The following is a 24,457-nucleotide window of genomic DNA, read 5'->3' as shown; positions in this document are numbered from 1 at the left end:
ATCGCCGCAGAGACCTCCTTTAGGTCATCAATGCAGGCGCGCGCCTGAAAACTGTCTTCTAATCGCGGGTCGCGGCATACGGCACACCAACCCTGCGCCTCATTACAACGGGGGAGGGGCGACCCCGGGAGTCTTTTAAAGGGCGACTCCAAGCTCCACGATGCAAACCTGAATTAGGTTCGTATCGGGCCAATAAATTGGCTAGAGCATTGATTATACGGCACAAGTTGAATGACAATGGGGTATTGTTGAGTCCCTTGTCGTCCTCTATGGAGCTGGCAAGAGAGATAAATCATGAAATCTGACCCCATATCAAAGCCAAAAGCAGTCTCAGGCCATACTCCGGCCAAAGTTCACCTTCAGACCATTGGTCCTGAGGAGGCTGGTCAGCGCTTGGACAACTACTTGCTGCGCTGGGCTAAAGGGGTTCCCAAAAGTCACGTTTACCGAATTATTCGTTCTGGCGAGGTACGGGTGAATAAGAAGCGGGCCGAACCAACTACTCGCCTTATCGAAGGCGATATCGTGCGGCTTCCACCGGTCAGAATTGCTGAACCTGCCCAAATGGCAGCAGTCAATAGTGCCCAAACAAAATCTCGGGCCCACAGCTATTCCGACAAAATGCTAATCCTTTTTGAGGATGACGCTCTCTTAATTGTGGATAAGCCCCCCGGCTTAGCAGTCCATGGCGGCTCCGGAATTGCCTTGGGAGTGATTGAGACTTTACGCATTACCCGCCCAGAATTGAAATTCTTAGAATTGGTTCACCGTCTAGACCGAGATACTTCTGGCGTATTGCTGCTGGCAAAAAAGCGCAGTGCTTTAGTCGAGCTCCATCGTCAAATTCGGGAAGGTCAAACTGATAAGCGTTATTACTTGCTTGCCCATGGAGAAATTGCGCAAGGCGCCCAAGTGATGCAACTGAAGTACGCATTGCATAAATATCTTTTAGCCAACGGTGAGCGCAGAGTGCGCGTGGATCCGGAAGGCTTACCAAGTCACACTGCCCTGCGCGTTACGAAAACGATGAAGCGTGATGAAGTCGCGATTACTCTGGCTGAAGCTCAATTAAAAACTGGGCGCACCCACCAGATCCGGGTACATCTTCAGAAACTGGGTCATGCCATCTTGGGTGATGATAAATATGGTTTTGAGGATCAAGATAAACTAATTAAATCCAAACGTCTCTATCTCCATGCCCACCTTGCGGGCTTCACACACCCACGAACTGGTGAGAAGATGCGGATTGAATCTCCCTTACCGGCTGAATTTGCAGCCATGATGAAAAACTTTGAGTAGTAAGTAAAAGTAAAGATAGTAAGTAAAGCCAAGATGATTGACGAGAACAAGCAAGATCGCCGATATGACCTGATTGTCTGGGATTGGGATGGAACCATTATGGATTCCACGCCAACCATCGTGCATTGCATTCAGCAGGCCTGTCGTGATTTAGGTTTCAAAGCACCGGATGATGCATTGGCGAGTTCGGTGATTGGTTTAGGCATTGCCGACTCATTACGCAGAGCAGTTCCTTGGATTGAACCGGAGCACTTTCCAAAATTGACTGATCGTTTCCGCTATCACTATTTAGCTAAGGACCATGAGCTCGATTTATTTGTTGGCATTCGTGAGCTCTTAGAAAAGCTTCGGGCTGATCAATATCTATTGGGCGTGGCAACTGGTAAATCCAGAGTGGGCTTAGATCGTTCTTTAAAGCATCATCAAATTGGTCATCTCTTTCATGAAACGCGGACAGCCGATGAGTCTTTCTCAAAACCCCATCCCGGGATGTTGCTAGAGTTATCGGATGTAACCCAAGTGTCCACTCGCCGAATACTGATGATTGGGGATACCACCCACGATTTAGACATGGCGGCTAATGCTGGCGTGGATGCGCTTGCAGTGACCTACGGCGCTCATCCGCCAGATACTCTAAAGACCTCAAAATCATTAGCGCATGTCGATAATGTGGCAGAACTGTCACAATGGCTTGATCAGAATCTGTAACTGGACCGGTAATACTAAGGAATCAAAGATGGAAAATAATCCAAATCCAAATTGGGAACGTCAAGCTCTAGAGCATTTACTGCTAGAGAATTTGAAAGAGACTCGTAAGGCACGTCGCTGGAGAGCTGTGCTGCGTGTACTCACTTTAGTGGTAATTGTTGGAGTGATTCTTTCAGTATTTGATTTTCATCTTCCTGGGCGCGGCATGGGCGCAGAGAAGCACACTGCAATGGTGACGCTAGAAGGTGAGATTTCATCGAGCTCCATGGCTAATGCCTTAGATATCAACTCTTCACTGGTTTCTGCTTTTGAGAATGAGAACAGCGCTGGCGTTGTCTTGCGCATTAATAGTCCGGGCGGTTCTCCAGTACAAGCAGGAATGATCAATGATGAAATTCATCGTTTGCGTAAGCTTTATCCAAACAAACCGTTTTATGTTGTGGTTGAAGATATTTGCGCCTCTGGTGGGTACTACGTAGCAGTCGCTGGTGATCAGATCTTGGTAGATAAAGCCAGCCTCGTTGGTTCAATCGGGGTGATCATGGAAGGCTTTGGTTTTACAGGTTTAATGGACAAAGTTGGAGTGACACGTCGCATGATTACCGCGGGCTCTAATAAAGGCATGCTGGATCCCTTTAGTAAAGAAGATCCTAAGCAAGTTGAAATGGTCAAGACTATGATCGATGAAATTCATCAGCAATTTATTGCAGTCGTCAAAGAGGGTCGTGGAGCGCGCTTAAAAGATGTGCCCGGATTATTTTCTGGCCGCATTTGGAATGGTGAACAGGCAGTCAAGATTGGTCTAGTAGATGGCTACGGCACGGTAGATACCGTGGCGCGCGATATCTTTAAAGCCCCAGATATTCTGGACTACACCATGAAAGAAAATTTTGCGGAGCGTGTAGCTAAGCGCTTTGGTGCTGAGGCTGGTGCAGCTGCTGGTAAGGCTTTAGTCAGGACTCCAGATCTCAAGTAAACAATTAGGCCAACAGTAGAAATACGGTTGGCCTATTTTGTAATGGGGCACATGCAGTTTCATTTGGATAGCGTTTCTGCCAATCTGCAACCGAGAGTGTTGTGATCATTTCGGATGTGAGGCTGAGATCTACTCCTAAGCAAAGCAAGGTTTGTGGTGCTAAAGAATTCAAACAAGCTATCAGCATCGCCGTATTGCGATAAGGCGTCTCAATCCAAATCTGGGTTTGTTGGAGTTTTCGAGATTCCAATTCAAGCTGCTTGAGTTTGGCGCTGCGCTCATGCGTGTCTTGCGGTAAATAACCCTGAAAAGCGAAGCGCTGGCCATTCAGACCGCTGGCCATCAAGCCCAACAAGATCGAGCTTGGACCAACCAAAGGCTTCACTTGTGCTCCAAGTTGATGTGCCGCAAGGACTAGTTCTGCGCCAGGATCAGCAACTCCAGGAACACCTGCTTCAGACATCAGTCCCATATCATTGCCAGCCAACAGTGGTTTGAGTAAATCGGCAGGCTTCACAGCATCACCATACTTTGCATTGCGAGCTGCACCACGCCATTCACTCATTTGCATCTCTTGAATGGTGCAAGCTAGTGGAGAAATACTGTCAACCGCTTTTAATAGAGCACGCGCTGTCTTAGCATCTTCCACAATCCAGTGCTTTAGTTTTGCAGCTTGCGCGATCGTTTCAGTCGGTAACACCCATGGCAACTGTTCGATGCGCGCATCATTGCCCAAGGTGTTAGGAACTAAATAGAGTGTGCCAAGTTTCGCCATGATTAATTTTCTATTGGTCTTTTAATTCTTCGCTGGAATGAAAAAACCAGCATCACGTAATAAACCCGTTAAAGCAATGAGCGGTAAGCCAATAAGGGCAGTAGGATCATCACTCTTGATCGACTCGAGTAGGCTGATGCCAAGACCTTCTGATTTAGCACTACCAGCACAGTCATAAGGTTCCTCTGCTAATAAATAACTTTCTAGTGACTCGTCAGAGAGTTTTCTAAAAGTCACTTCAGTGGGAACGTTTAATGTAGTTTGTGTGTCACCCTTCATCAAGCAAAGTGCCGTATGAAAAGTCACTTTTTGGCCGCGCATGAGTTGTAGTTGCGCCAGAGCTCTTTCGAAATTACCTGGTTTGCCAATTGCAGCGCCACATAAATCCGCCACTTGATCAGAGCCGATGACCCATGCATTAGGATGATCTTTAGACACCGCTATAGCTTTTGCTTTTGCAAGACGTAATGCTAATTCGAGAGTGCTCTCACCATTCAGTGGTGTTTCATCTACTTTGGGAGAGACTACTTCAAAAGGAATTCGTAAGCGTTCTAAAAGCTCACGGCGATATACCGAGGTAGACGCCAAGATGAGGGGTGGATTTTTGGATGAATTCATTGAGTTACTCATTGCTGCTGACTTTTCGAGGATGCCTTGATTTAGACTGATGCCATGAATCGTAATCAAGTTTTACCTCAAGTCCAGCTATCGGCCGAAGCAATTGCTTTAAAAAAGGTTGATTTTTGTGTTCCACAGACCTATCGGGGGGCTGGATTTTTGCCGATTACCGATATGCCAAGGCTTGCCAAGGAGGTTGCGAGCATTAATTCAGGAGATGGCTTTACCTGGCAAATAGAGACCCATTTTGAAGATTCGCCTGGTAGCGAGCCCCTCCAAATTTTGGACCTAGCTTTAAATGGACGCCTGCATTTGGTTTGCCAGCGTTGTCTGCAAGATTGCGCCATCGATTTAGACGAAAAACGGCGTTTTATCTTGGTAGCTAGCGAGGCTGAGGCAGATAACTACCCTCTGGACGATGAAGAGCAGGAGCCTTTGCTCGCCAGCCAGCACTTTAACCTCTTAGAGACTATCGAGGATGAGGTTTTACTATCTTTGCCCTTGATTCCAAAGCATCCAGAGGGCTTTTGTGAGCCTCATGCTACGGTGTTTGGGCTTGAAGATGAAGATGAGGGGGCCGATGAGCGTGAAAATCCCTTTAAAATATTGAAAAATATGAAGAAAAACTCATAAATAGGGCATCATTTTCTCTGTTGTTTTAAGTATTCTTAATCGATAAATCAAGCATTTAGGCGCTTTTTCATGCTAGAATGTCGCCTTGCTTAGGAGTTCAATATGGCCGTCCAACAAAATAAAAAATCACCTTCCAAACGTGGCATGCACCGTGCGCACGACTTTTTGACCGCACCTGCTACGGCTGTTGAAGCCACAACTGGTGAAGCTCATTTGCGTCACCACATTTCACCAAACGGCTACTATCGTGGTCGTAAAGTTGTTAAAACTAAAAACGACTAATTTTTTAGTCTAAATAGATCGAAGCGGCTCCCAAAAAAGCCGCTTTTTTCTTAGATAAATCACTTGCAGCAATCAATGAGTTTATGAGCGTTACTCTAGCTATTGATGCCATGGGCGGAGATCATGGAGTCATCGTGACGGTTCCTGCCGCCTGCGATTTTCTAGAAAAACATGCTGATGTGAAGATTACCCTCGTGGGCGATCCTGATTTAATCAAAGAAGCCTTGACTAAATCCTCTACTTCTCACATGGATCGCATTCAAATTATTTCTGCAAGCGAAGTGGTGTTGATGGATGACCCTATCGAAGTTGCTTTGCGTCGCAAAAAAGATTCGTCCATGCGCGTGGCGATTGAACAAGTCAAAGAGGGCGCAGCGGATGCAGTGATCTCTTCTGGCAATACGGGCGCGCTCATGGCTATTTCCCGCTACATTCTTAAAACCCTTGATGGCGTTGACCGTCCCGCAATTGCAACTGCTATTCCGAATGAGTTGGGGCTTGGCACAACGATGCTTGATCTAGGTGCCAATGCGGATTGTGAGCCAATGCATCTAGTGCAGTTTGCCCAAATGGCTAGCGTGATGGTGCAGGTGGTGGATGGTAAGCAAAATCCCTCAATTGGTCTTCTCAATATTGGCGAAGAAGTGATTAAGGGTAATGAAGTGGTCAAGCAAACCGGTGAGTTGCTGCGCCAAACTAATTTAAACTTTTATGGCAACGTAGAAGGCAATGATATTTTTAAAGGCACTACCGATATTGTGGTGTGCGATGGATTTGTGGGTAATGTGGTTCTAAAAGCCAGTGAAGGTTTGGCAAAAATGATGAGTGGCTTGATTCGGTCAGAATTTAATCGCTCATGGCTGACTAAATTGATGGCTATCTGCGCTATGGTGCCATTGTTGCGTGTGCGTAAGCGCGTAGATCATCGTCGTTACAACGGTGCTGTATTGTTAGGTTTACGCGGTTGCGTCATTAAGAGCCACGGCTCAGCTGACCGCTTTGGATTTGGTTTTGCCTTAGATCGTGCCTATGAAGCTTCCAAAAATCGCATGGTTGAGCGCATTGCTGCAGCCTTTGCGGCGGAGACGAAAGAATGAGTGCCTTTGCAAGAGTAGCCGGAACCGGAAGTTATCTTCCAGAGCAGCGCTTAACTAACCAAGACTTGGTGGAGCGTTTGGCTAAATCCGGCTTAGAGACAAGCGATGAGTGGATTACTACTCGTAGCGGTATTTCTGCACGTCACTTTGCTGCTGAACATGAGCTGACGAGTGATCTTGCTGTCAAAGCAGCACAAGCCGCATTAATGAGTGCAGGCATTACTTCAGAAGCTTTAGATCTGATCATCTTGTCAACTTCTACACCAGATCATTTGGGCGGCTTTCCAAGCACTGCTTGTGTAGTCCAAGACAAATTAGGTGCTCATACTGCCTGTGCCGCATTTGATGTGCAAGCAGTGTGTGCAGGGTTTACCTATGCCCTTGCTACTGCAGATGCGTTTATTCGTTGTGGCTCCTATAAAAGAGTCTTGGTCATTGGTGCCGAGACTTTCTCACGCATTTTAGATTTCCAAGATCGTGGTACTTGTGTGTTGTTTGGTGATGGGGCTGGTGCTGTCGTGCTTGAAGCCTCGAATGAACCCGGCATTCTAGCTACTGCTTTGCATGCTGATGGTAGTCAGCGCAACATATTATGTGTACCTGGTCGTGCTGGTAATGGCGAAGTTCATGGCTCCCCATTTATGACGATGGATGGCCAAGCGGTATTTAAATTGGCAGTCAAAGTATTAGAGCAAGTGGCTCATGAGGTTCTAGAAAAAGCCAATCTCAAGCCAGAACAAATTGATTGGTTGGTGCCGCATCAAGCCAATATTCGTATTATGGAAGGCACCGCTAAGAAGATGGGGATGTCCATGGATAAAGTGATTGTGACAGTACATGAACATGGCAATACCTCCGCAGCATCCATTCCCTTGGCGCTAGATGCTGGTGTGCGCTCTGGTCAAATTCAACGTGGACAACATCTTTTATTAGAGGGTGTGGGCGGTGGCTTTGCTTGGGGTGCGGTAGCCTTAAAGTATTAATACAGTATTCATTCTATTTCTAATTTTAGTAAATTAATCTCATGACATTTGCATTCGTATTCCCCGGACAAGGCTCCCAATCTGTAGGCATGCTCAATTCTATTTCTGAGCGCCCTGAAGTGCGCGAAACATTGCAAGAAGCTTCAGAAGCTTTGGGTGAAGATGTTGCTAAGTTAATTGCCGAAGGCCCTGCCGAAGCACTATCCTTAACTACCAATACTCAACCAGTGATGTTGACTGCTGGCGTGGCTTTTTATCGCGCCTGGTTGGCTGCTGGTGGTCCTGCACCAAAGGTGCTGGCTGGCCATAGCCTCGGTGAGTACTCGGCTTTAGTTGCGGCTGGTGTTGTCTCCTTTAAAGATGCGGTTCCTTTAGTACGTTTTCGTGCACAGGCAATGCAAAGTGCTGTACCAGTCGGCACGGGTGGCATGGCTGCGATTTTAGGTTTAGATGATGCAACAGTCATTCAGGTTTGCGCAGAAGCAAGTGCTGCCTCTGGAGGCGTCGTTGAGGCAGTGAACTTTAATGCGCCTGGTCAAGTAGTGATTGCAGGTGCAAGTGACGCTGTCACCAAAGCTTGTGAGTTACTAAAAGCTGCCGGCGCTAAACGCGCCTTACCGCTACCGGTATCTGCACCATTTCATTCGTCTTTATTGCAACCTGCTTCTGAAAAGCTCAAGGGCTACCTAGCCAATATTGAATTCAAAGCGCCAGCAATTTCTGTGATCAATAACGTCGATGTTCAAATCTTGAATGATCCAAGCGCCATCAAGGACGCCTTAGTGCGCCAAGCTGCTAAGCCGGTACGTTGGCAAGAAACAATTCAGGCGATGGCCGCTCAAGGGATTACTCAGGTGGTCGAGTGCGGTCCTGGCAAAGTGTTAGCAGGATTAACTAAGCGAATCAACGATCAAGTGACTGGCGTGCCAGTATTTGATGAAGCTAGCTTAAATGAAGTACTGGCTACCTTAAAATAAGCATTATTGATATAGCGAAAGACAAATATGAATCTTGACCTCAGTGGACAAATTGCTCTGGTAACTGGCGCATCACGTGGCATTGGTCAAGCGATTGCTGATGAATTAGCCAAGTGCGGCGCCAAGGTGATTGGTACTGCAACTTCTGCCGATGGTGCTAAAGCAATTGATGCACGCTTAATGCCTTCGGGTGGTTGTGGTTTTGTTTTGAATGTCACGGCACCAAATGCTTGCGAAGAAATGATTGAGCAGATTGTGAAAGACCATGGCGGTATCAATATTCTGGTGAATAACGCTGGCATCACACGCGATAACTTAGCAATGCGCATGAAATCAAATGAGTGGGCCGATGTGATTGATACCAACTTGAGTTCAGTGTTTCGTTTATCTCAAGCCGTTTTGCGCCCCATGATGAAGGCACGTGGTGGCCGCATTATTAACATCACTTCAATTGTGGGTCATATGGGTAATGCAGGGCAGGCGAATTATGCCGCTGCAAAAGCAGGGGTTTCTGGCATGACCCGTGCGCTAGCTCGTGAAATCGGTAGCCGTAATATCACCGTCAATTGTGTAGCACCTGGATTTATTGATACCGACATGACCCGCGCTCTGAGTGAAGAACAGCAAAATGCCCTAAAAGTGAACATTCCTTTAGCGCGCTTAGGAAGTCCTGAGGATGTGGCCCAGGCAGTGGCATTTTTGGCCTCCCCAGCGGCTGGATACATTACGGGTAATACCCTACACGTCAATGGCGGACTCTATTTAGCCTAAGGCTAAAGCAAGGAATTGACCATTTTTAGGCGAATTTGCTAAATTACTCGGCCAAGCTGATAAAATTCTTCAATCGTTTTTTTACAACCCCTGGGGGACTTAATGGATAACATCGAACAACGCGTTAAGAAAATCGTCGCTGAGCAATTGGGCGTCGCTGAAGGAGATATCAAAAATGAATCTTCTTTTGTGAATGACCTGGGCGCTGACTCTCTTGACACTGTTGAGCTGGTAATGGCTTTGGAAGATGAATTTGGTATTGAAATTCCTGACGAGGAAGCCGAAAAAATCACCACAGTTCAGCTCGCGATCGACTTCGCTAAATCAAAAGCTCAGGGTTAATTCCCTAGCCTAGGTATTACTGTGTCAGCATCAAATGGCCGACGCCGGGTAGTAGTTACTGGCCTTGGCCTCATCTCACCTGTTGGTAATTCAGTTGATGTAGCTTGGTCTAATTTGCTTGCGGGCAAATCTGGCATTGCTACGATCACTAAGTTCGACCACACTCCATTAAGTGTTCATTTTGCGGGAGAGGTGAAAGATTTCAATGTTGAAGAATATGTTTCTGCCAAAGAAGCACGCCATATGGATACCTTTATCCATTTCGGCATTGCTGCGGGTGCGCAAGCTATTCGTGACAGCGGTCTAGAGATCAATGAGCAAAATGCCGAGCGCGTAGGCGTAATGGTGGGCTCTGGCATTGGCGGCCTACCAATGATTGAGGAAACTGGGGCTGAGCTATTAGCTCGCGGCCCTCGTCGTATCTCACCATTTTTTGTGCCTGGCTCAATCATCAATATGATTTCTGGCCACCTCAGCATTTTATTCGGTCTCAAAGGTCCAAATGTTGCAGCAGTGACTGCCTGTACTACTGGTTTACATAGTATTGGTCTGGCTGCCCGCTTAATTCAGTACGGCGATGCCGATGTAATGGTTGCTGGTGGTTCTGAATCTACTATTTCTGCTTTAGGTGTTGGTGGCTTTGCTTCAGCAAGAGCGCTCTCTACCCGCAATGATGATCCTGCAACTGCTTCACGTCCTTGGGATAAAGACCGTGATGGTTTTGTTCTTGGCGAAGGTGCTGGAGTGGTGGTAATCGAAGAGTATGAGCATGCAAAAGCACGTGGCGCAAAAATCTATTGCGAACTACTTGGTTTTGGCATGAGTGGCGATGCGTATCACATGACTGCACCCAATATGGACGGCCCACGCCGCTGTATGGTCAATGCCATGCGCGATGCCCATTTGAATCCCGATCAAATTCAGTATTTGAATGCACATGGCACTTCTACACCGCTAGGTGACAAGAATGAAACCGAAGCCATTAAAGCTGCCCTGGGTGATCAAGCCAAAAAGGTTTTAATTAATTCAACCAAGTCGATGACTGGCCACCTTTTGGGCGGTGCTGGCGGTTTGGAGTCTGTTTTCACCATTCTGGCGCTCCATCACCAGAAATCCCCACCGACCATCAATATCTTTAATCAGGATCCTGAGTGTGACTTGGACTACTGCGCCAATACCGCTAGGGACGTGAAGATCGAGCATGCGGTCAAAAACAACTTTGGCTTTGGTGGTACTAACGGCACCTTGATTTTTGGTAAGCTGACCTAATATTCTCTTTATCTCCATTTTTGGTTTTTACCAAGTAGGCCCATAGCATTATGAAAAAGTACCTTATTGCGCTCTTGGCTATTTTGAGTCTTGGGCAAACTGCATTGATACCCAATGCTTCCGCACAAAATCCTCGGGTCATGATTCCGGATTTTGCGGATTTAGTTGAGCGCGCCAGTCCAGCTGTAGTGAATATTCGCACCACCGAAAAGGTCATGGTTCAACAGTCTCAAGGCGGCATCCCAGGCATGCCTGAGGACCAAGCAGAATTCTTTCGCCGCTTCTTTGGTGTACCCATTCCTGGTATTCCAAATGGACCAAAACAAGCTCAACCGAATGCCGGTAAACCGCAAGAGGCAGATCGTGGTGTAGGCTCTGGTTTCATTATTGAATCCAATGGTTTGATTTTGACTAATGCACACGTTGTTGAGGGTGCAACCACTATTTATGTCACCTTAACGGATAAGCGCGAGTTCAAGGCCAAGTTATTAGGCTTAGATAAACGCACTGACGTAGCAGTGGTAAAAATTGACGCGCGTGACTTACCAAGATTGCCCATGGGTGACTCTTCGAAGGTCAGAGTAGGTGAGTGGGTTCTGGCGATCGGTTCACCGTTTGGCCTTGAGAACACCGTCACAGCAGGCATTGTGTCGGCAAAGAGCCGTGACACTGGTGATTACTTGCCTTTTATTCAGACTGACGTTGCAGTCAATCCTGGTAACTCTGGTGGGCCATTGTTAAATACTGCTGGCCAAGTCATCGGCATTAACTCTCAAATTTTTAGTCGCTCTGGCGGCTATATGGGAATTTCATTTGCGATCCCCATTGATGAAGCGATGCGTGTGGCAGATCAATTGCGTACGAATGGAAAAATGACACGCGGTCGGATTGGTGTTGCCTTAGGTGAAATGACAAAAGAGATTGCTGAGAGTTTAGGTTTAGGTAAACCTCGTGGTGCTTATGTACGCAATGTTGAGCCTAATGGTCCTGCAGCAGCTGGTGGAATTGAGTCTGGCGATGTGATTCTCAACTTTAATGGGCGTGACCTCAATAAGTCGACAGATTTACCACGTGTTGTTGGTGAAACCAAACCAGGAACAACGGCTACTGTGCAAGTTTGGCGTAAGGGTGGTACGCGTGATTTGACTGTTACTGTTGCAGATACGGATTCTGCGCAAGCAGCAGCTAAAAAGTCAGACACTCCTGCTGCAAATAGCAACGGTGTCAGCGCCTTTGGGGTAGTAGTCACTGACTTATCCGATACTAAAAAGAAAGATTTGAATATCAAGGGTGGTGTTGAGGTTACTGGCCTAGGAGATGGTCCCTTGGCAAAAGCTGGGGTTCGCCCTGGCGATGTGATTATTCGGATTGCTGATGCCGATATCACGGGCGTGAAGCAGTTTGAGGCCCTAGTTAAAGGACTTGATGCCAATAAGGCTGTACCGGTCTTTATTCGCCGTTCTGATAGCACCTTGGTCATTCCCGTAAGGCCAAAATAAGCCCTTTTTAGGCTAAAAAATGGGGTTTGCTGCCTTTTAGGCGCCACCCATTACAATCTCTTTAAGACGGCTTTTTGCAGCGCATCATTGTGGTGCGTTCTGACAAGGCGTTTTTTGAATGACCTATTAAGACGCTATGGATTTAATCCGCAATTTTTCTATCATCGCCCATATTGATCACGGCAAATCTACGCTCGCGGATCGCATTATTCAACTTTGTGGCGGTCTTTCTGATCGTGAAATGGAAGCCCAGGTTCTCGATTCAATGGATATTGAGCGTGAACGCGGCATCACCATTAAAGCCCAAACTGCTGCGCTCAGTTACAAAGCCAAAGACGGCAAGATTTATAACCTCAACTTGATTGATACCCCTGGGCATGTGGACTTCTCATACGAGGTTAGTCGCTCCTTATCGGCTTGCGAGGGCGCTCTATTAGTGGTTGATGCGAGTCAGGGTGTTGAGGCGCAAACGGTGGCGAACTGCTACACCGCGATTGAGCTTGGTGTTGAAGTAGTCCCAGTTCTCAATAAGATTGATTTGCCACAAGCTGATCCTGAGCGCGCCATTCAAGAAATTGAAGATGTGATTGGGATTGACGCCACTGATGCTGTTACTTGTTCTGCTAAGACCGGCCTAGGAGTTCATGAAGTCATTGAAGAAATGATTCGTCGTGTGCCCCCACCTCAAGGTGACGCAAGTGCGCCACTGCAGTGTCTCATCATTGATTCTTGGTTTGATAACTACGTTGGTGTTGTGATGTTGGTTCGTGTTGTGAACGGCACTCTTAAGCCTAAAGACAAAATTACTTTGATGGCTAATGGTTCAACGCACTTGGTTGAGCATGTCGGTGTCTTTAGTCCTAAGTCGGTAGATCGCCCTGAGCTCAGTGCTGGTCAAGTGGGCTTCATCATTGCAGGTATTAAGGAATTGAAGGCCGCAAAAGTAGGTGATACCGTCACACATGCTGTCGGACAAGTAGGTCGTACGCCCGCCATCGTGCCATTGCCTGGATTTAAAGAAGTCAAATCTCAAGTATTCGCTGGTTTGTATCCAGTTGAAGCAAGTGAGTACGATCAGCTGCGTGAATCTCTGGAGAAGTTAAAACTCAATGACGCTTCTCTTTTGTATGAGCCAGAAGTATCTCAAGCTTTAGGTTTTGGATTCCGTTGCGGATTCTTGGGTCTGCTTCACATGGAGATCGTGCAAGAACGTTTAGAGCGCCAGTACGACATGAACTTGATCACAACCGCACCTACTGTGGTGTATCAAGTGCAGCAATCAGACGGCACCATCATTATGGTAGATAACCCATCGAAGATGCCTGAGACTAGTAAGGTTGACACCATCTTAGAGCCGATCGTGACGGTTAATCTCTATATGCCTCAAGAGTATGTAGGCTCCATCATTACTTTGTGTGTTGGTAAGCGAGGCATTCAGACGGGTATGAATTATCTAGGTCGCCAAGTGCAGTTGACCTATGAACTACCGATGGCAGAGATTGTGATGGACTTTTTCGATCGCCTGAAATCCATTTCACGGGGCTATGCCTCGATGGACTACGAGTTCAAAGAATATCGCCCAGCCGATGTAGTCAAAGTCGATATTTTGATTAATGGTGATCGGGTTGATGCCCTGTCAGTGATTGTCCATAGGAGCAATAGTCAACACCGTGGCCGTGAAGTAGTCTCTAAGATGCGCGGCATTATTCCGCGGCAAATGTTTGATGTGGCTATTCAGGCTGCGATTGGTAGCAATATTGTTGCACGTGAAAATGTCAAAGCTTTACGTAAAAACGTTTTAGCTAAATGTTATGGTGGCGATATCTCTCGTAAGCGCAAGCTACTAGAGAAGCAAAAAGAAGGTAAGAAGCGTATGAAACAAGTGGGTAATGTGGAAATTCCACAGGAAGCTTTCTTGGCTATTTTGCAGGTGGAGGGTTAATGAACTTTGCGCTGATCCTTTTGATCTTGGTCGTTATTACTGGCATTGCTTATGCCGCTGATAAGCTCTACTTTGCACCACAAAGACGCTTGGCGGGTATCGACCGCATGCCTTTATGGTTGGAGTACACCGCTGGTTTTTTCCCAGTGATCTGTGCAGTATTTGTTTTACGCTCCTTCATTGTTGAGCCCTTTAAGATTCCATCGGGCTCGATGATCCCAACCTTGCAAATTGGCGATTTCATTTTGGTCAATAAATTTACCTACGGAATTCGTCTACCGGTGATCAATCAAAAAGTCGTGGATCTTGGTACCCCAAAGCGGGGTGATGTGGTGGTCTTTCGTTACCCACGTGATGAGTCAGTTGATTACATTAAACGCATCGTGGCTTTACCAGGTGATGTGATTACTTATCAAGACAAGCATCTGACGCTTAATGGTCAACCATTGCAATACAGTGGTGGTGAGTCTTATCTTGATCCCGAGAATATGCGTTATGCAAAACGTTATGCAGAGACATTCCCAGTAGATTTAGGCGGCAATCGTCACGAGATTTTGAATGATCCAGATCGTCCTGCAACTGTATTTCCGACTGAGCGCTTTCCAGGATCAGATTTTTGCCAATATCAGCAAGCGGGTTTAACTTGCACCGTGCCACCAGGGCATTACTTTGCGATGGGTGATAACCGTGATAACAGTGCTGATTCTCGCTACTGGGGTTTTGTGCCTGATAAAAATATTGTGGGTAGAGCCTTCTTTGTCTGGTTAAATCTCGGCAACCTGGGTCGCATCGGCGGCTTCGAGTAAATATCATGAACGCGCGCGCCGTTATCGAAACTGCACCACTGCAAGAGCGCCTTGGCTATACATTCAAAAAGCCTGAGCTCTTAAATCAAGCTTTGACTCATCGCAGTCACAGCAAGAAAAATAACGAGCGTTTGGAGTTTCTTGGCGACTCAATTCTCAATTGCGTGGTTGCAGATTTACTCTATGAGCGTTACTCCGATTTAGATGAGGGCGATCTCTCGCGTGTGCGTGCCAATTTAGTTAAGCAGCAAGCTTTATATGAGATTGCGCAAACTTTGTCCTTATCAGACTATTTGCGTCTGGGTGAGGGTGAGCTCAAGAGTGGCGGCTTTCGTCGCCCATCAATTTTGGCTGACACATTAGAGGCAGTTACTGGCGCCATCTTTTTAGATGGTGGATTTGATGCCGCCAAAGGATGCCTCAGAAAGTTATATTCGATTATCCTCGCGCAAGTTGATCCTAAGACTTTAGGTAAGGATGACAAAACACTCTTGCAAGAATGTTTACAAAGTTATCAGTTGCCTTTGCCTACGTATAACGTGACTGGCACTACTGGCGCTGCTCATAACCAGCAATTTGAAGTGGAATGCTTAATTCCTAGCCTGAAGGTATCCGTAAAAGGTGAGGGTGCATCACGTCGTGCGGCTGAACAGTCTGCCGCGAAGAAGGCTTTACTAGCAGTTCCCAAGGCTTTGCCACAGGAATCTCGCAAACCCAAGAAAACTCGGTCGGCTAAGAAAAAAGCAGCCAAAAAAGAAGTAGCCGAAGAGCAGTTAAATCTTAAGCTGAAAGGCTAATCGTGTTTAGATGCGGCACTATCGCTATTGTTGGGCGTCCCAATATGGGCAAATCAACCCTGCTCAATGCTTTGGTTGGCCAAAAGATCAGCATTACCTCTCGCAAGGCTCAAACAACACGCCACCGTATTCTGGGCATTCAGAATCGTGAAGAGGCGCAATTTATTTTCATCGACACACCAGGTTTTCAGACGCGCCTGATGAATACGCTTAATAAAGCCTTGAACCGCACAGTGACAACAGCATTACAGGATGTCAACGTAGCTTGCTTTGTGGTTGAAGCAGGATATTTTGGTGAAGACGATAAGAAAGTTTTAAAACTACTGCCAGATGATTTGCCGGTAGTGCTGGTTCTCAATAAGCTTGATCTCTTTAATAGCCGTTTTCAGACGCCTTCTGAGCGTGATCAGGCTTTACTCAACTTTATGAAAGATATGGCGCGGCCATGGAGTGAGCTGGGTGGCCACGAAGAGCAAAAGTCTGAGTTTGCAGAAATTGTGCCGATGAGTGCGAAAAGCCCTGGCGATGTTCAAAGACTCTTAGATGTATTAGAGGGTTATTTACCTGAAGCACCGGCTGTCTACGATGGCGATACCATTACCGATCGTAGTGAGCGCTTTCTCGCTGCTGAAATTCTGCGTGAGAAGGTCTTCCGCTTTACTGGTGAAGAGTTGCCGTACACCAGCACAGTAGTGATTGATCAATTTAAGATGGATGGCAAGATGCGCCGTATCGCTGCAACTATTTTGGTTGATCGTGATAGTCATAAAGCTATGATTATTGGTGCAAAGGGCGAGCGCCTCAAAAAGATCTCTACTGATGCCCGCATTGATATGGAAAAGCTCTTTGATGGCAAAGTCTTTTTAGAGACTTGGGTCAAAGTAAAACGGGGTTGGGCTGATGATCGCGCTGAATTGCGGGCGCAAGGTTTGGAATAAATTCTGATGGCCTCGATTCGCGTTGCTGACGAGCCTGCTTTTGTATTGCACAGCATCCCTTATAAAGAGACTAGCTTAATTCTGGATGTCTTTACGCGGCAGTATGGCCGCATGGCCTTAATTGCTAAAGGTGCGAAGCGTCCACACTCGACATTGCGCCCAGTATTACAACGCTTTCAACCGCTTTTGGTTTCTTGGAGCGGTAAGTCGGAGTTGCGCACACTCACCAAGTCTGAGTGGGTAGGTGGGATGCCTTCATTGGTTGGCGATGCACTGCTATGTGGCTTCTATCTCAATGAATTACTCGTCAAATTTTTAGCGCGTGAAGACGATTACGAAAAACTCTATGATCGTTATACAGAAACGATCAATGCCTTATCTAATCTTGAGTTTGAATCTAAAGGTCTAGAAGAAATCTTGCGCCCATTTGAATTATCACTTTTGCAAGAAACTGGTTATGCGGCTGCTTTGGATCGCTGTGTTGAAACCAATGAATTGCCTGATGCTAAGACTCGGTATGTCTACCAACCTGAGCGCGGTGTTCGTCCAGCCCAGGAGGATGATCCGGGACATTGGCCGATATTGACCGGTAAATCCCTGCTCGCAATTGCAGTTGGAGATTTTTCTGATCCAGAAACATTATCGGAGAGTAAGCAGCTCATGCGCTATCTCTTGGGTTTGCATCTACAAGACCAAGTCTTGACCACCAGACAAATTTTGATTGATCTTAAAAAAATCTAGTAATCTACAGTCATGACAGCCCTAGAACTCGGTATTAATATCGATCACGTAGCCACACTGCGTAATGCCCGTGGTACGGTTTATCCAGATCCTATTAAGGCAGCGCAATTGGCTGAAGAAGCTGGCGCAGATTTAATTACCCTACATTTGCGTGAAGATCGCCGTCATATTAAAGATGCCGATCTACTAGCACTGCGCCCGCTTATCAAAACGCGTATGAATCTCGAGTGCGCAGTGACCCCGGAAATGATCAAGATCGCTTGTAAGGTCAAGCCACATGATGTGTGCTTAGTTCCTGAGAAGCGAGAAGAAGTAACTACTGAAGGCGGCCTAGATGTAGCAGGGCAATTTGAAGTAGTTAAGGCTGCGACAAAGCAACTGCAAGAGGCGGGCATTCGGGTATCACTCTTCATTGATCCAGAAGAAAAACAAATTCAGGCCGCAAAAGATTCTGGGGCCACGGTTGTGGAGTTGCACACTGGTCGTTATGCGGACTTATCGGACGCAGACCAGGCGACAGAATTAGAGCGTATTCGTAAGGCAGCTCAGTTTGGAAAAAGTATCGGCTTAAGAGTGAATGCTGGGCACGGCCTAAATGAAGGTAATGTGATGGCTATTGCGGCTATCACGGAGTTATCTGAACTGAATATCGGACATGCGATTGTGGCGGAGGCAATATTTAAGGGTTGGCAAAAAGCCATCACGGATATGAAATCCTTAATGACTCAAGCAAGAGTGAAATAATCCAAATGATCATCGGTATCGGCACAGACATTCTTCAGATCGAGCGCTTACAAGCAGCTTACGATCGAACCAATGGGCGTTTAGCAGAGAGAATTTTGGGCCCTGATGAGATGTTGGTATTTAAACACCGACTTGCCAGAAATCACAAGCGAGGGATTGCTTTCTTGGCGACACGCTTTGCAGCTAAAGAAGCCTTCTCTAAGGCAATTGGCCTAGGAATGAGAATGCCAATGACTTGGCGCTCATTACAAACTTTAAATGAACCCAGTGGCAAGCCTGTTACTTCTTATTTGGGTGCTCTGGCTCAGTTTATGGCGGAAAAAAATTGGGAAGCACAAGTTACCGTAAGTGATGAGCAGGATATGGCTATTGCCCATGTAATCGTCACTCAAAAATAAAAGTCAGAAGAAAGAATATCAAGAGGAAGAAATGAGTAAATCCACTATGAATCCAGGCCCAGTCACATTAGATGTTGTAGGCCTTGAATTAAATACCGAAGATCGTCGTCGTATTCGAGATCCTTTGACAGGTGGTGTTATTTTATTTGGTAGAAACTTTGCTAATCGTCAGCAGCTCACCAAACTCACTGGTGAGATCAAAAAGCTACGACCTGATGTACTCATTTCAATTGATCATGAGGGCGGGAGAGTTCAGCGTTGTAAGGCTGATGGGTTTACACATTTGCCAGCAATGCGAAAGTTGGGTGAGTTATGGAGTGCCAAGAGTCAATCGATTCATGCCGCCGAATCAGCAGCGCTTGCTATGGCGGCAGCTACTGCTTGCGGATACATATTGGCTGCTGAGCTGCGGGCTTGTGGTGTGGACTTCAGTTTTACCCCCGTTCTAGATTTAGATTTTGGTCGTAGTGGAGTGATTGGTGATCGTTCATTTAGTCGTGATCCACAAATTGTGTTTGCCTTAGCTAAAAGTCTAAATGAAGGTTTGCGTTTGGCTGATATGGCCAACTGTGGCAAGCATTTTCCGGGGCATGGTTGGGCAGAAGCAGATTCTCATGTAGCGATTCCGGTAGATGAGCGTTCCTTGACTGAAATTTTGAATGATGATGCTAAGCCTTATGAGTGGTTAGATCTGAGTCTGGCAGCAGTCATGCCTGCTCACGTCATCTATCCGAAGGTAGATAAGAACCCCGCAGGATTTTCTAGTGTCTGGCTTCATTCAATCCTACGCCAGGAGCTGGGTTTTGAGGGCGTGATCTTTAGTGACGATCTATCAATGGAAGGAGCTAGTGTTGCGGGCTCTGTCGTGAAGGGTGCTGAGTTGGCACTCAATGCTGGCTGTGATGCAGTCCTGATTTGTAATCGCCCAGATTTAGCTGATCAACTACTTGCAAAACTGAAGGTATCTCAAGCTAAAAAATCAGAATCTATGGAGCGTTTAAATTGCTTAATGCCAAAGTCACCCGCATTGGCTTGGGATGATTTGCAAGATGAGGCGCAGTATCAGCATGCAAAAGGTTTGTTAAAACAATTCAGATTGATTTAATCATTACTGTTGTCATTGCCTTACTTATTTTTGGGTGTTACCCGATCCCATTCAGAAATAACATATTTTTTAATTTCCTCACCCTGAGCTCTTGCGCAAATGATCTCATCTACGTTGATGGACTCATGTAGCTTTTGCAGGCGGATTACATCGCCTTGAGCCGAATAATTGGGTAGCCATGCACCCCAAAAGAACCCCATGTCTTCGAGCTGAGAAAAAGCTACAGCAGCAGCCTCTTGCGATATGGGCAGGTTCAGTATCGTAAAAGCCAAGTTCTGTGATTCGAGCTTTGCAAGCTCGGCACTCATGGCTGAGGAAAAGTCTTCACCGATATGCTGCACCTTGAAATTAGCCATTTGGGTCGCAGGATTTACTTTGACGCTATATACCGATTTACCGGATCCTGAGGCATTGGATATCGCAATCTTTCTTTTGACATTCACCCTCGTAGCTAAATCATTTACAAAATCAAAATGATTTTCGGGTAGGTAAATCGTGTTGATATTTTCTTTTAGTGGCAGATAGCAAGATAAAAAAGACATACGAGTATCGGCAAAGTTTTGCAAGCCAGCCATTTCTCGAGAAGGGGATGCGCCCAGTAATATCCCTGTCTCTTGTGCGCCAAATGCAATCATTTCATCTTGGCTATAAGGATGGTTAGTAACGCAGTCAGTCCAAAATCCTACTAAATCTAATTGCTTAGCAATATCAATGCGAACTTTTGCCATCTCTTCGGCAATATGATGACCACGAAAATCTGGGTCAACAATCATCTTCCCAGCTTCTGGGGTGGTGTTATTAACACTATCAAAAGTAAGTGCGCAGTGACCTATCAGATGACCATCTGCATGAATGGCAACAACGGAGTGCATTAATTTGTCATCCACCATTTTTTGAAGTGCTACCGGATCATACATTTCATGAAAAGGATAGCTATCTCCATAGCAGCGCCTTACGCAGTCTATGAGTTGTGGAATATCAGTCACCTTGAGGGGTCTGATTGTGTGAGGGATGTTATTTGTCATTTTGACATTATGGCCTTAAGCACCACAATAAAAAAGCCCAGCATGCTGGGCTTTTGTTTGAGCGTTTGCTGCTCAGTTTTTATTTAGTTAGCGCGGCTGCGGTATTCACCGGTACGAGTATCTATTTCGATTTTGTCACCAGTATTACAGAACAAAGGAACTTGCAATTCATAGCCGGTGGCCAGTTTTGCATTCTTCAAGACTTTACCGGAGCTGGTATCGCCTTTTACTGCAGGTTCTGTGTAAATGATTTCACGAACGAGTGAGTTCGGCATTGCTACTGAAAGTGCTTTACCTTCGTAGAACACGACTTCGCATGGCATGCTTTCTTCAAGGTAATTTAATGCATCACCCATGAACTCGGCTTCCACTTCGTACTGGTTGTAGTCACCATCCATAAATACATACATGGGATCTGCGAAATAAGAATAGGTGCAATCTTTCTTTTCAAGAATGACAACATCAAACTTATCATCAGCTTTATAAACACCTTCGTTAGGCGCGCCACTTAACAAGTTCTTAAATTTCATTTTCACAACTGAGGAGTTGCGGCCTGAGCGGCTATATTCGGCTTTTAAAACGACCATGGCATCAGTGCCGATCATTACTACGTTACCAACGCGGAGTTCTTGTGCTGTTTTCATCTTGCTATTCCTGGGTGCAGAGCTATTTTTCTGCAGTTTTTATCAAAAACAAGATTGTAACCGCCCGAAAGCCTTTATTGCAGGGCTTAGGCTATAAAGCGCATTAAGCGCGCTGCTAGACCGCCATCTTCTTGTTTTCTGAGTATATGGGCACGCCAGGCGATGGAGTGACTATGCCAGGCGTCTAGTGATTGAAGCCATTCACTGGGCATGGCCCAAGTCATTGCAGCAATCGCGGCTAATCTAAGTTCTTGGCTAGCATTCTCTAGGTATAGATCTAAAAAAGCAGCTAATTTGACTTCGTGGGCGCGATCTTCTTGAGGGTAGATGTGCCAAATAAATGGTTTGCCAGCAAGTTGCGTGCGGATGAATGAATCTTCTCCCCGGACAATATTAAAGTCGCATTGGGAAAGCACCCAGTCATATTCATCTTGCGATACAAATGGGATTGAGAGGAGTTGAATGTTCGCAGGTAAGTGAATCGCTTTTTCACCCGGTAGATTTAAGAGCTCTGCGTGTCCATGGGTCAGTAATACATCAACGCTTTCCCCAAGACTGCCTAAGTCTTCAAGCCATTTACGTAAGGGCGCTCCAGGGTAGCAAAAAATACTGATGCGTTTTGCCCTAGGCCGCAGATTTATCCAGATCGATTTCAAACTCTTTGGAATGAGATGGGCAACTTGTGCTCCTTCAGGAGGGATGGGATCTAGTAGTAGGCCACCAACATCATTTTGAAATCCTGGGAAGAAAAAATACTTTGAAATACCATGAGATTGTGGCGATGCCTTTGCATGAAATTCCGTAATCCATGGCTCGGCACTTAAATACTCTAAATTAATGATGATCGGTTTTACGGGGGCAATGAAGAGTCCCGCAAGATAACGTTCTGGTAAATCGCAAGCAAAAGCCTCAATGACTACATCCGGAGTTTGCACGGGATGCCTGGCATTGTTATAGCTAGCTTCCCATGGTTGCAGATCAATTTTGTGGCTGAGAGCTTCATTGCTGCCAGAAGCGAGTAAATTAAGGGTTGGCAAGTCATTGCAGAAAATACGTACTTCTTGGCCATGAAGACTTGATAAGCTTCGGGCTAGACGCCAGCAAATACCAGCATCACCATAGTTGTCTACGATTTGGCAGAAAATATCCCAACGCATGAGTAATTCTTTTTTTGAAAACCTTCAGCAGGACGTTAAACGGCTACCCGGATTACCGGGGGTGTATCGCTTCTTTGATGAAGCGGGGCAGATTCTATATGTTGGCAAAGCTCGCCACCTTAAAAAACGCGTCTCCAGTTATTTTCAAAGCAAACAACTTTCTCCACGCATAGCACTGATGGTGGGCAAAATCGCCCGTTATGAAACAACAGTAACACGGACCGAAACCGAAGCCCTCATTCTAGAGAACAATCTCATTAAAGAGCTGGCTCCACCATTTAATATTTTATTTAGAGATGATAAGTCTTACCCCTATGTGATGTTAACGGGCCACCAGTTCCCACGGCTGGCCTCCTATCGTGGCAAGATCGATAAACGCAACCATTACTTCGGGCCTTTTCCAAATTCTTGGGCGGTGCGCAATAGCGTGCAGATTTTACAAAAAGTGTTTCGTCTACGAACCTGTGAAGACTCTGTCTTTAAGAATCGCAGTCGCCCTTGTTTACTCCATCAAATTCATCGTTGTAGCGCCCCGTGTGTTGGCAGGCTCAGCGGAGAGCAATACGGTCAAGATGTGGCTCAGGCAACCCGATTTTTAGAGGGTGATCACAGTCGGGTGTTATCAGAGCTTGAAAAAGAAATGCATGTGCATAGCGAAGCGATGGAATTTGAAATGGCTGCAGTTCTGCGAGATCGGATTGCCGATCTCTCTAGTGTTCTGCAGCAGCAATCGATGGATACCGTTGCTGAAGGTGAGGGCGATGTGGATGTGATTGCGCTTGCGCAAATGGAGGGAATGGTTTGTGTGAATTTGGCAATGGTGCGGGGTGGCCGTCACCTAGGCGATAGAGCTTACTTCCCCAAAGGATTACGTACGACCTCTGGCGAGCTACCATCGCCCCCAGAAATTCTGGAAGCTTTTATTGCGCAACATTATTTAGAAGAAAATATGGATGAGGCGGCTTCTGGAGCAACAAGCAATTTAATTCCATCTGTACTCGTTTTAAATCACGCTCTGCAATCGATCAGTGATGATGTATCTAAGCTGAGTGATGTGCCTCCTGAAGGTTTGCATGAGTTATTAAATGCTCAGGCTGGTAGAAAAATTACCTTCTTACATCAACCACATGGACAAAGACGGCATTGGCTTGCAATGGCTGAGGGTAATGCCAAGATTGCTTTGACTAAGCGCTTAGTGGAGACTGGTGGGCAGTTGGCCAGAGCACGTGCATTAGCAGATATTTTGGCACTCGATTTAGAAAGTCTTGAGCAATTACGAATCGAGTGTTTTGATATTAGTCATACCTCTGGGGAAGCAACCCAAGCTTCTTGTGTGGTTTATGCAAAGAACGTGATGCAGTCTAGTGAATACCGCCGTTTTAATATCACCGACATTACTCCAGGTGACGACTACGCTGCTATGCGACAAGTCTTGCAAAGACGCTATGCCAACTTTCAGGAGCTCCCGGTAGATAAGATCCCGCAGGTCATTCTGATTGATGGCGGTAAAGGGCAGGTTGAGATGGCAAGGCAAGTCCTGGCAGAGTTTGGCATGGATGTGGGGTTAATTGTGGGGGTAGCTAAAGGCGAGGGGCGTAAGGTGGGCTTGGAGACACTGATCTTTGCTGATGGGCGCAAAGCCCTAGAACTTGGCATTGATAGTGCCGCTTTATTACTAGTTGCACAGATTCGTGATGAGGCTCATCGTTTTGCAATCACCGGTATGCGCGCCAAGCGAGCTAAAGCAAGAACGGTCTCCCGTTTAGAGGAGATCGAAGGTATCGGCGCAAAGCGACGCCAAAAGCTACTAGCCCGTTTTGGCGGCTTAAAAGGGGTTGCTAATGCAAGCATCGAAGAGATTGCCAGCGTAGAAGGAGTCTCACTTACTCTTGCTGAGCAAATTTATCGCCAGCTCCACTAGCAAATCAGTC

At 46.3% G+C, this 24,457-nt stretch carries 26 protein-coding genes; 21 read left to right on the top strand and 5 right to left on the bottom strand.

The features are described from left to right. Positions 1-294 precede the first annotated feature (294 nt). The 3 genes from ICN29_RS04195 to sppA are packed head-to-tail and all read left to right on the top strand — an operon-like array spanning position 295 to position 2,983. Positions 295-1,299, top strand: a complete 1,005-nt coding sequence (locus ICN29_RS04195) for an RluA family pseudouridine synthase (RefSeq protein WP_216130006.1) — start codon at positions 295-297, stop codon at positions 1,297-1,299. 33 nt (positions 1,300-1,332) lie between these two features. Continuing rightward, positions 1,333-2,007: an HAD-IA family hydrolase gene (locus ICN29_RS04190; protein WP_216130004.1), complete on the top strand. Its 675-nt coding sequence runs from the start codon at positions 1,333-1,335 to the stop codon at positions 2,005-2,007. 28 nt (positions 2,008-2,035) lie between these two features. Continuing rightward, positions 2,036-2,983: a signal peptide peptidase SppA gene (sppA, locus tag ICN29_RS04185; protein WP_216130003.1), complete on the top strand. Its 948-nt coding sequence runs from the start codon at positions 2,036-2,038 to the stop codon at positions 2,981-2,983. Positions 2,984-2,987: 4 nt separating this feature from the next. On the opposite strand, the gene ICN29_RS04180 is transcribed toward sppA, so the two are convergent. Next, positions 2,988-3,758 carry an SAM-dependent methyltransferase gene (locus ICN29_RS04180; protein WP_216130001.1) on the bottom strand — a complete coding sequence of 257 codons (771 nt, stop codon included), beginning with the start codon at positions 3,756-3,758 and terminating at the stop codon, positions 2,988-2,990. A 21-nt stretch (positions 3,759-3,779) separates the two neighbouring features. Next, positions 3,780-4,376 (bottom strand): Maf family nucleotide pyrophosphatase, encoded by a 597-nt coding sequence (locus tag ICN29_RS04175; RefSeq protein ID WP_216129999.1) that lies wholly within the window; start codon positions 4,374-4,376, stop codon positions 3,780-3,782. A gap of 54 nt (positions 4,377-4,430) precedes the next feature. Here ICN29_RS04175 and ICN29_RS04170 point away from each other — a divergent pair, with 54 nt between their 5' ends. The 17 genes from ICN29_RS04170 to nagZ all read left to right on the top strand — a co-directional run bounded on the left by ICN29_RS04170 (position 4,431) and on the right by nagZ (position 19,700). Beyond that, positions 4,431-5,009 (top strand): YceD family protein, encoded by a 579-nt coding sequence (locus ICN29_RS04170; protein ID WP_216129997.1) that lies wholly within the window; start codon positions 4,431-4,433, stop codon positions 5,007-5,009. A gap of 102 nt (positions 5,010-5,111) precedes the next feature. Beyond that, positions 5,112-5,291: a 50S ribosomal protein L32 gene (gene rpmF / locus ICN29_RS04165; RefSeq protein ID WP_011902241.1), complete on the top strand. Its 180-nt coding sequence runs from the start codon at positions 5,112-5,114 to the stop codon at positions 5,289-5,291. 83 nt (positions 5,292-5,374) lie between these two features. Beyond that, complete coding sequence (plsX, locus tag ICN29_RS04160; protein ID WP_216129995.1) at positions 5,375-6,388, top strand: phosphate acyltransferase PlsX; 1,014 nt, start codon at positions 5,375-5,377, stop codon at positions 6,386-6,388. Next, positions 6,385-7,371 (top strand): beta-ketoacyl-ACP synthase III, encoded by a 987-nt coding sequence (locus tag ICN29_RS04155; RefSeq protein WP_216129993.1) that lies wholly within the window; start codon positions 6,385-6,387, stop codon positions 7,369-7,371. Before plsX ends, ICN29_RS04155 begins: the two co-directional genes overlap by 4 nt. A gap of 41 nt (positions 7,372-7,412) precedes the next feature. Then, positions 7,413-8,348: an ACP S-malonyltransferase gene (gene fabD, locus ICN29_RS04150; RefSeq protein ID WP_216129991.1), complete on the top strand. Its 936-nt coding sequence runs from the start codon at positions 7,413-7,415 to the stop codon at positions 8,346-8,348. 27 nt (positions 8,349-8,375) lie between these two features. Then, positions 8,376-9,119: a 3-oxoacyl-ACP reductase FabG gene (gene fabG, locus ICN29_RS04145; RefSeq protein WP_216129989.1), complete on the top strand. Its 744-nt coding sequence runs from the start codon at positions 8,376-8,378 to the stop codon at positions 9,117-9,119. Between the two features lie 102 nt (positions 9,120-9,221). Beyond that, positions 9,222-9,461 carry an acyl carrier protein gene (gene acpP / locus ICN29_RS04140; protein WP_028819177.1) on the top strand — a complete coding sequence of 80 codons (240 nt, stop codon included), beginning with the start codon at positions 9,222-9,224 and terminating at the stop codon, positions 9,459-9,461. A gap of 21 nt (positions 9,462-9,482) precedes the next feature. Beyond that, positions 9,483-10,730 carry a beta-ketoacyl-ACP synthase II gene (gene fabF / locus ICN29_RS04135; RefSeq protein WP_216129987.1) on the top strand — a complete coding sequence of 416 codons (1,248 nt, stop codon included), beginning with the start codon at positions 9,483-9,485 and terminating at the stop codon, positions 10,728-10,730. 50 nt (positions 10,731-10,780) lie between these two features. Beyond that, positions 10,781-12,229 carry a DegQ family serine endoprotease gene (locus tag ICN29_RS04130; RefSeq protein ID WP_216129985.1) on the top strand — a complete coding sequence of 483 codons (1,449 nt, stop codon included), beginning with the start codon at positions 10,781-10,783 and terminating at the stop codon, positions 12,227-12,229. Positions 12,230-12,365: 136 nt separating this feature from the next. Then, positions 12,366-14,171 carry a translation elongation factor 4 gene (lepA, locus tag ICN29_RS04125; RefSeq protein WP_216129982.1) on the top strand — a complete coding sequence of 602 codons (1,806 nt, stop codon included), beginning with the start codon at positions 12,366-12,368 and terminating at the stop codon, positions 14,169-14,171. Continuing rightward, positions 14,171-14,977 carry a signal peptidase I gene (lepB, locus tag ICN29_RS04120; protein ID WP_216129980.1) on the top strand — a complete coding sequence of 269 codons (807 nt, stop codon included), beginning with the start codon at positions 14,171-14,173 and terminating at the stop codon, positions 14,975-14,977. The genes lepA and lepB overlap by 1 nt, the downstream gene beginning before the upstream one ends. 5 nt (positions 14,978-14,982) lie before the next feature. After that, positions 14,983-15,774 carry a ribonuclease III gene (rnc, locus tag ICN29_RS04115; protein ID WP_216129978.1) on the top strand — a complete coding sequence of 264 codons (792 nt, stop codon included), beginning with the start codon at positions 14,983-14,985 and terminating at the stop codon, positions 15,772-15,774. Positions 15,775-15,776: 2 nt separating this feature from the next. Continuing rightward, positions 15,777-16,712: a GTPase Era gene (gene era / locus ICN29_RS04110; RefSeq protein ID WP_216129976.1), complete on the top strand. Its 936-nt coding sequence runs from the start codon at positions 15,777-15,779 to the stop codon at positions 16,710-16,712. A 6-nt stretch (positions 16,713-16,718) separates the two neighbouring features. After that, on the top strand, positions 16,719-17,453 hold the full coding sequence (gene recO, locus ICN29_RS04105; protein WP_216129974.1) for a DNA repair protein RecO: 735 nt from the start codon (positions 16,719-16,721) through the stop codon (positions 17,451-17,453). 12 nt (positions 17,454-17,465) lie between these two features. Beyond that, the gene (gene pdxJ / locus ICN29_RS04100) at positions 17,466-18,197 is read left to right on the top strand and encodes a pyridoxine 5'-phosphate synthase (protein ID WP_216129972.1); all 732 of its coding nucleotides are present in this window, start codon (positions 17,466-17,468) and stop codon (positions 18,195-18,197) included. 5 nt (positions 18,198-18,202) lie between these two features. Then, a complete protein-coding gene (gene acpS / locus ICN29_RS04095; RefSeq protein WP_216129970.1) occupies positions 18,203-18,595 on the top strand; it encodes a holo-ACP synthase in 393 nt (130 codons plus the stop codon). A gap of 31 nt (positions 18,596-18,626) precedes the next feature. After that, positions 18,627-19,700, top strand: coding sequence for a beta-N-acetylhexosaminidase (gene nagZ / locus ICN29_RS04090; protein ID WP_216129968.1), 1,074 nt, complete (start codon positions 18,627-18,629; stop codon positions 19,698-19,700). A 20-nt stretch (positions 19,701-19,720) separates the two neighbouring features. Here nagZ and ICN29_RS04085 read toward each other — a convergent pair whose 3' ends face one another. From ICN29_RS04085 to earP, 3 genes are all read right to left on the bottom strand, one after another. After that, positions 19,721-20,725 carry a GNAT family N-acetyltransferase gene (locus ICN29_RS04085; protein WP_216129966.1) on the bottom strand — a complete coding sequence of 335 codons (1,005 nt, stop codon included), beginning with the start codon at positions 20,723-20,725 and terminating at the stop codon, positions 19,721-19,723. Positions 20,726-20,808: 83 nt separating this feature from the next. Next, positions 20,809-21,369 (bottom strand): elongation factor P, encoded by a 561-nt coding sequence (gene efp, locus ICN29_RS04080; protein WP_216129964.1) that lies wholly within the window; start codon positions 21,367-21,369, stop codon positions 20,809-20,811. An 86-nt stretch (positions 21,370-21,455) separates the two neighbouring features. After that, on the bottom strand, positions 21,456-22,526 hold the full coding sequence (gene earP, locus ICN29_RS04075; RefSeq protein WP_216129962.1) for an elongation factor P maturation arginine rhamnosyltransferase EarP: 1,071 nt from the start codon (positions 22,524-22,526) through the stop codon (positions 21,456-21,458). On the opposite strand from earP, the gene uvrC reads away from it, so the two are divergent. After that, positions 22,525-24,447: an excinuclease ABC subunit UvrC gene (gene uvrC / locus ICN29_RS04070; RefSeq protein ID WP_216129960.1), complete on the top strand. Its 1,923-nt coding sequence runs from the start codon at positions 22,525-22,527 to the stop codon at positions 24,445-24,447. The two genes, earP and uvrC, sit on opposite strands and share 2 nt — an antisense overlap. Positions 24,448-24,457: the final 10 nt, after the last annotated feature.

Source organism: Polynucleobacter nymphae (assembly GCF_018882155.1).
GTDB classification, from domain to species: Bacteria; Pseudomonadota; Gammaproteobacteria; order Burkholderiales; family Burkholderiaceae; genus Polynucleobacter; species Polynucleobacter nymphae.
The sequence above is the reverse complement of the archived record's forward strand: the minus strand, read 5'-3'. Positions and strand labels throughout refer to the sequence as shown.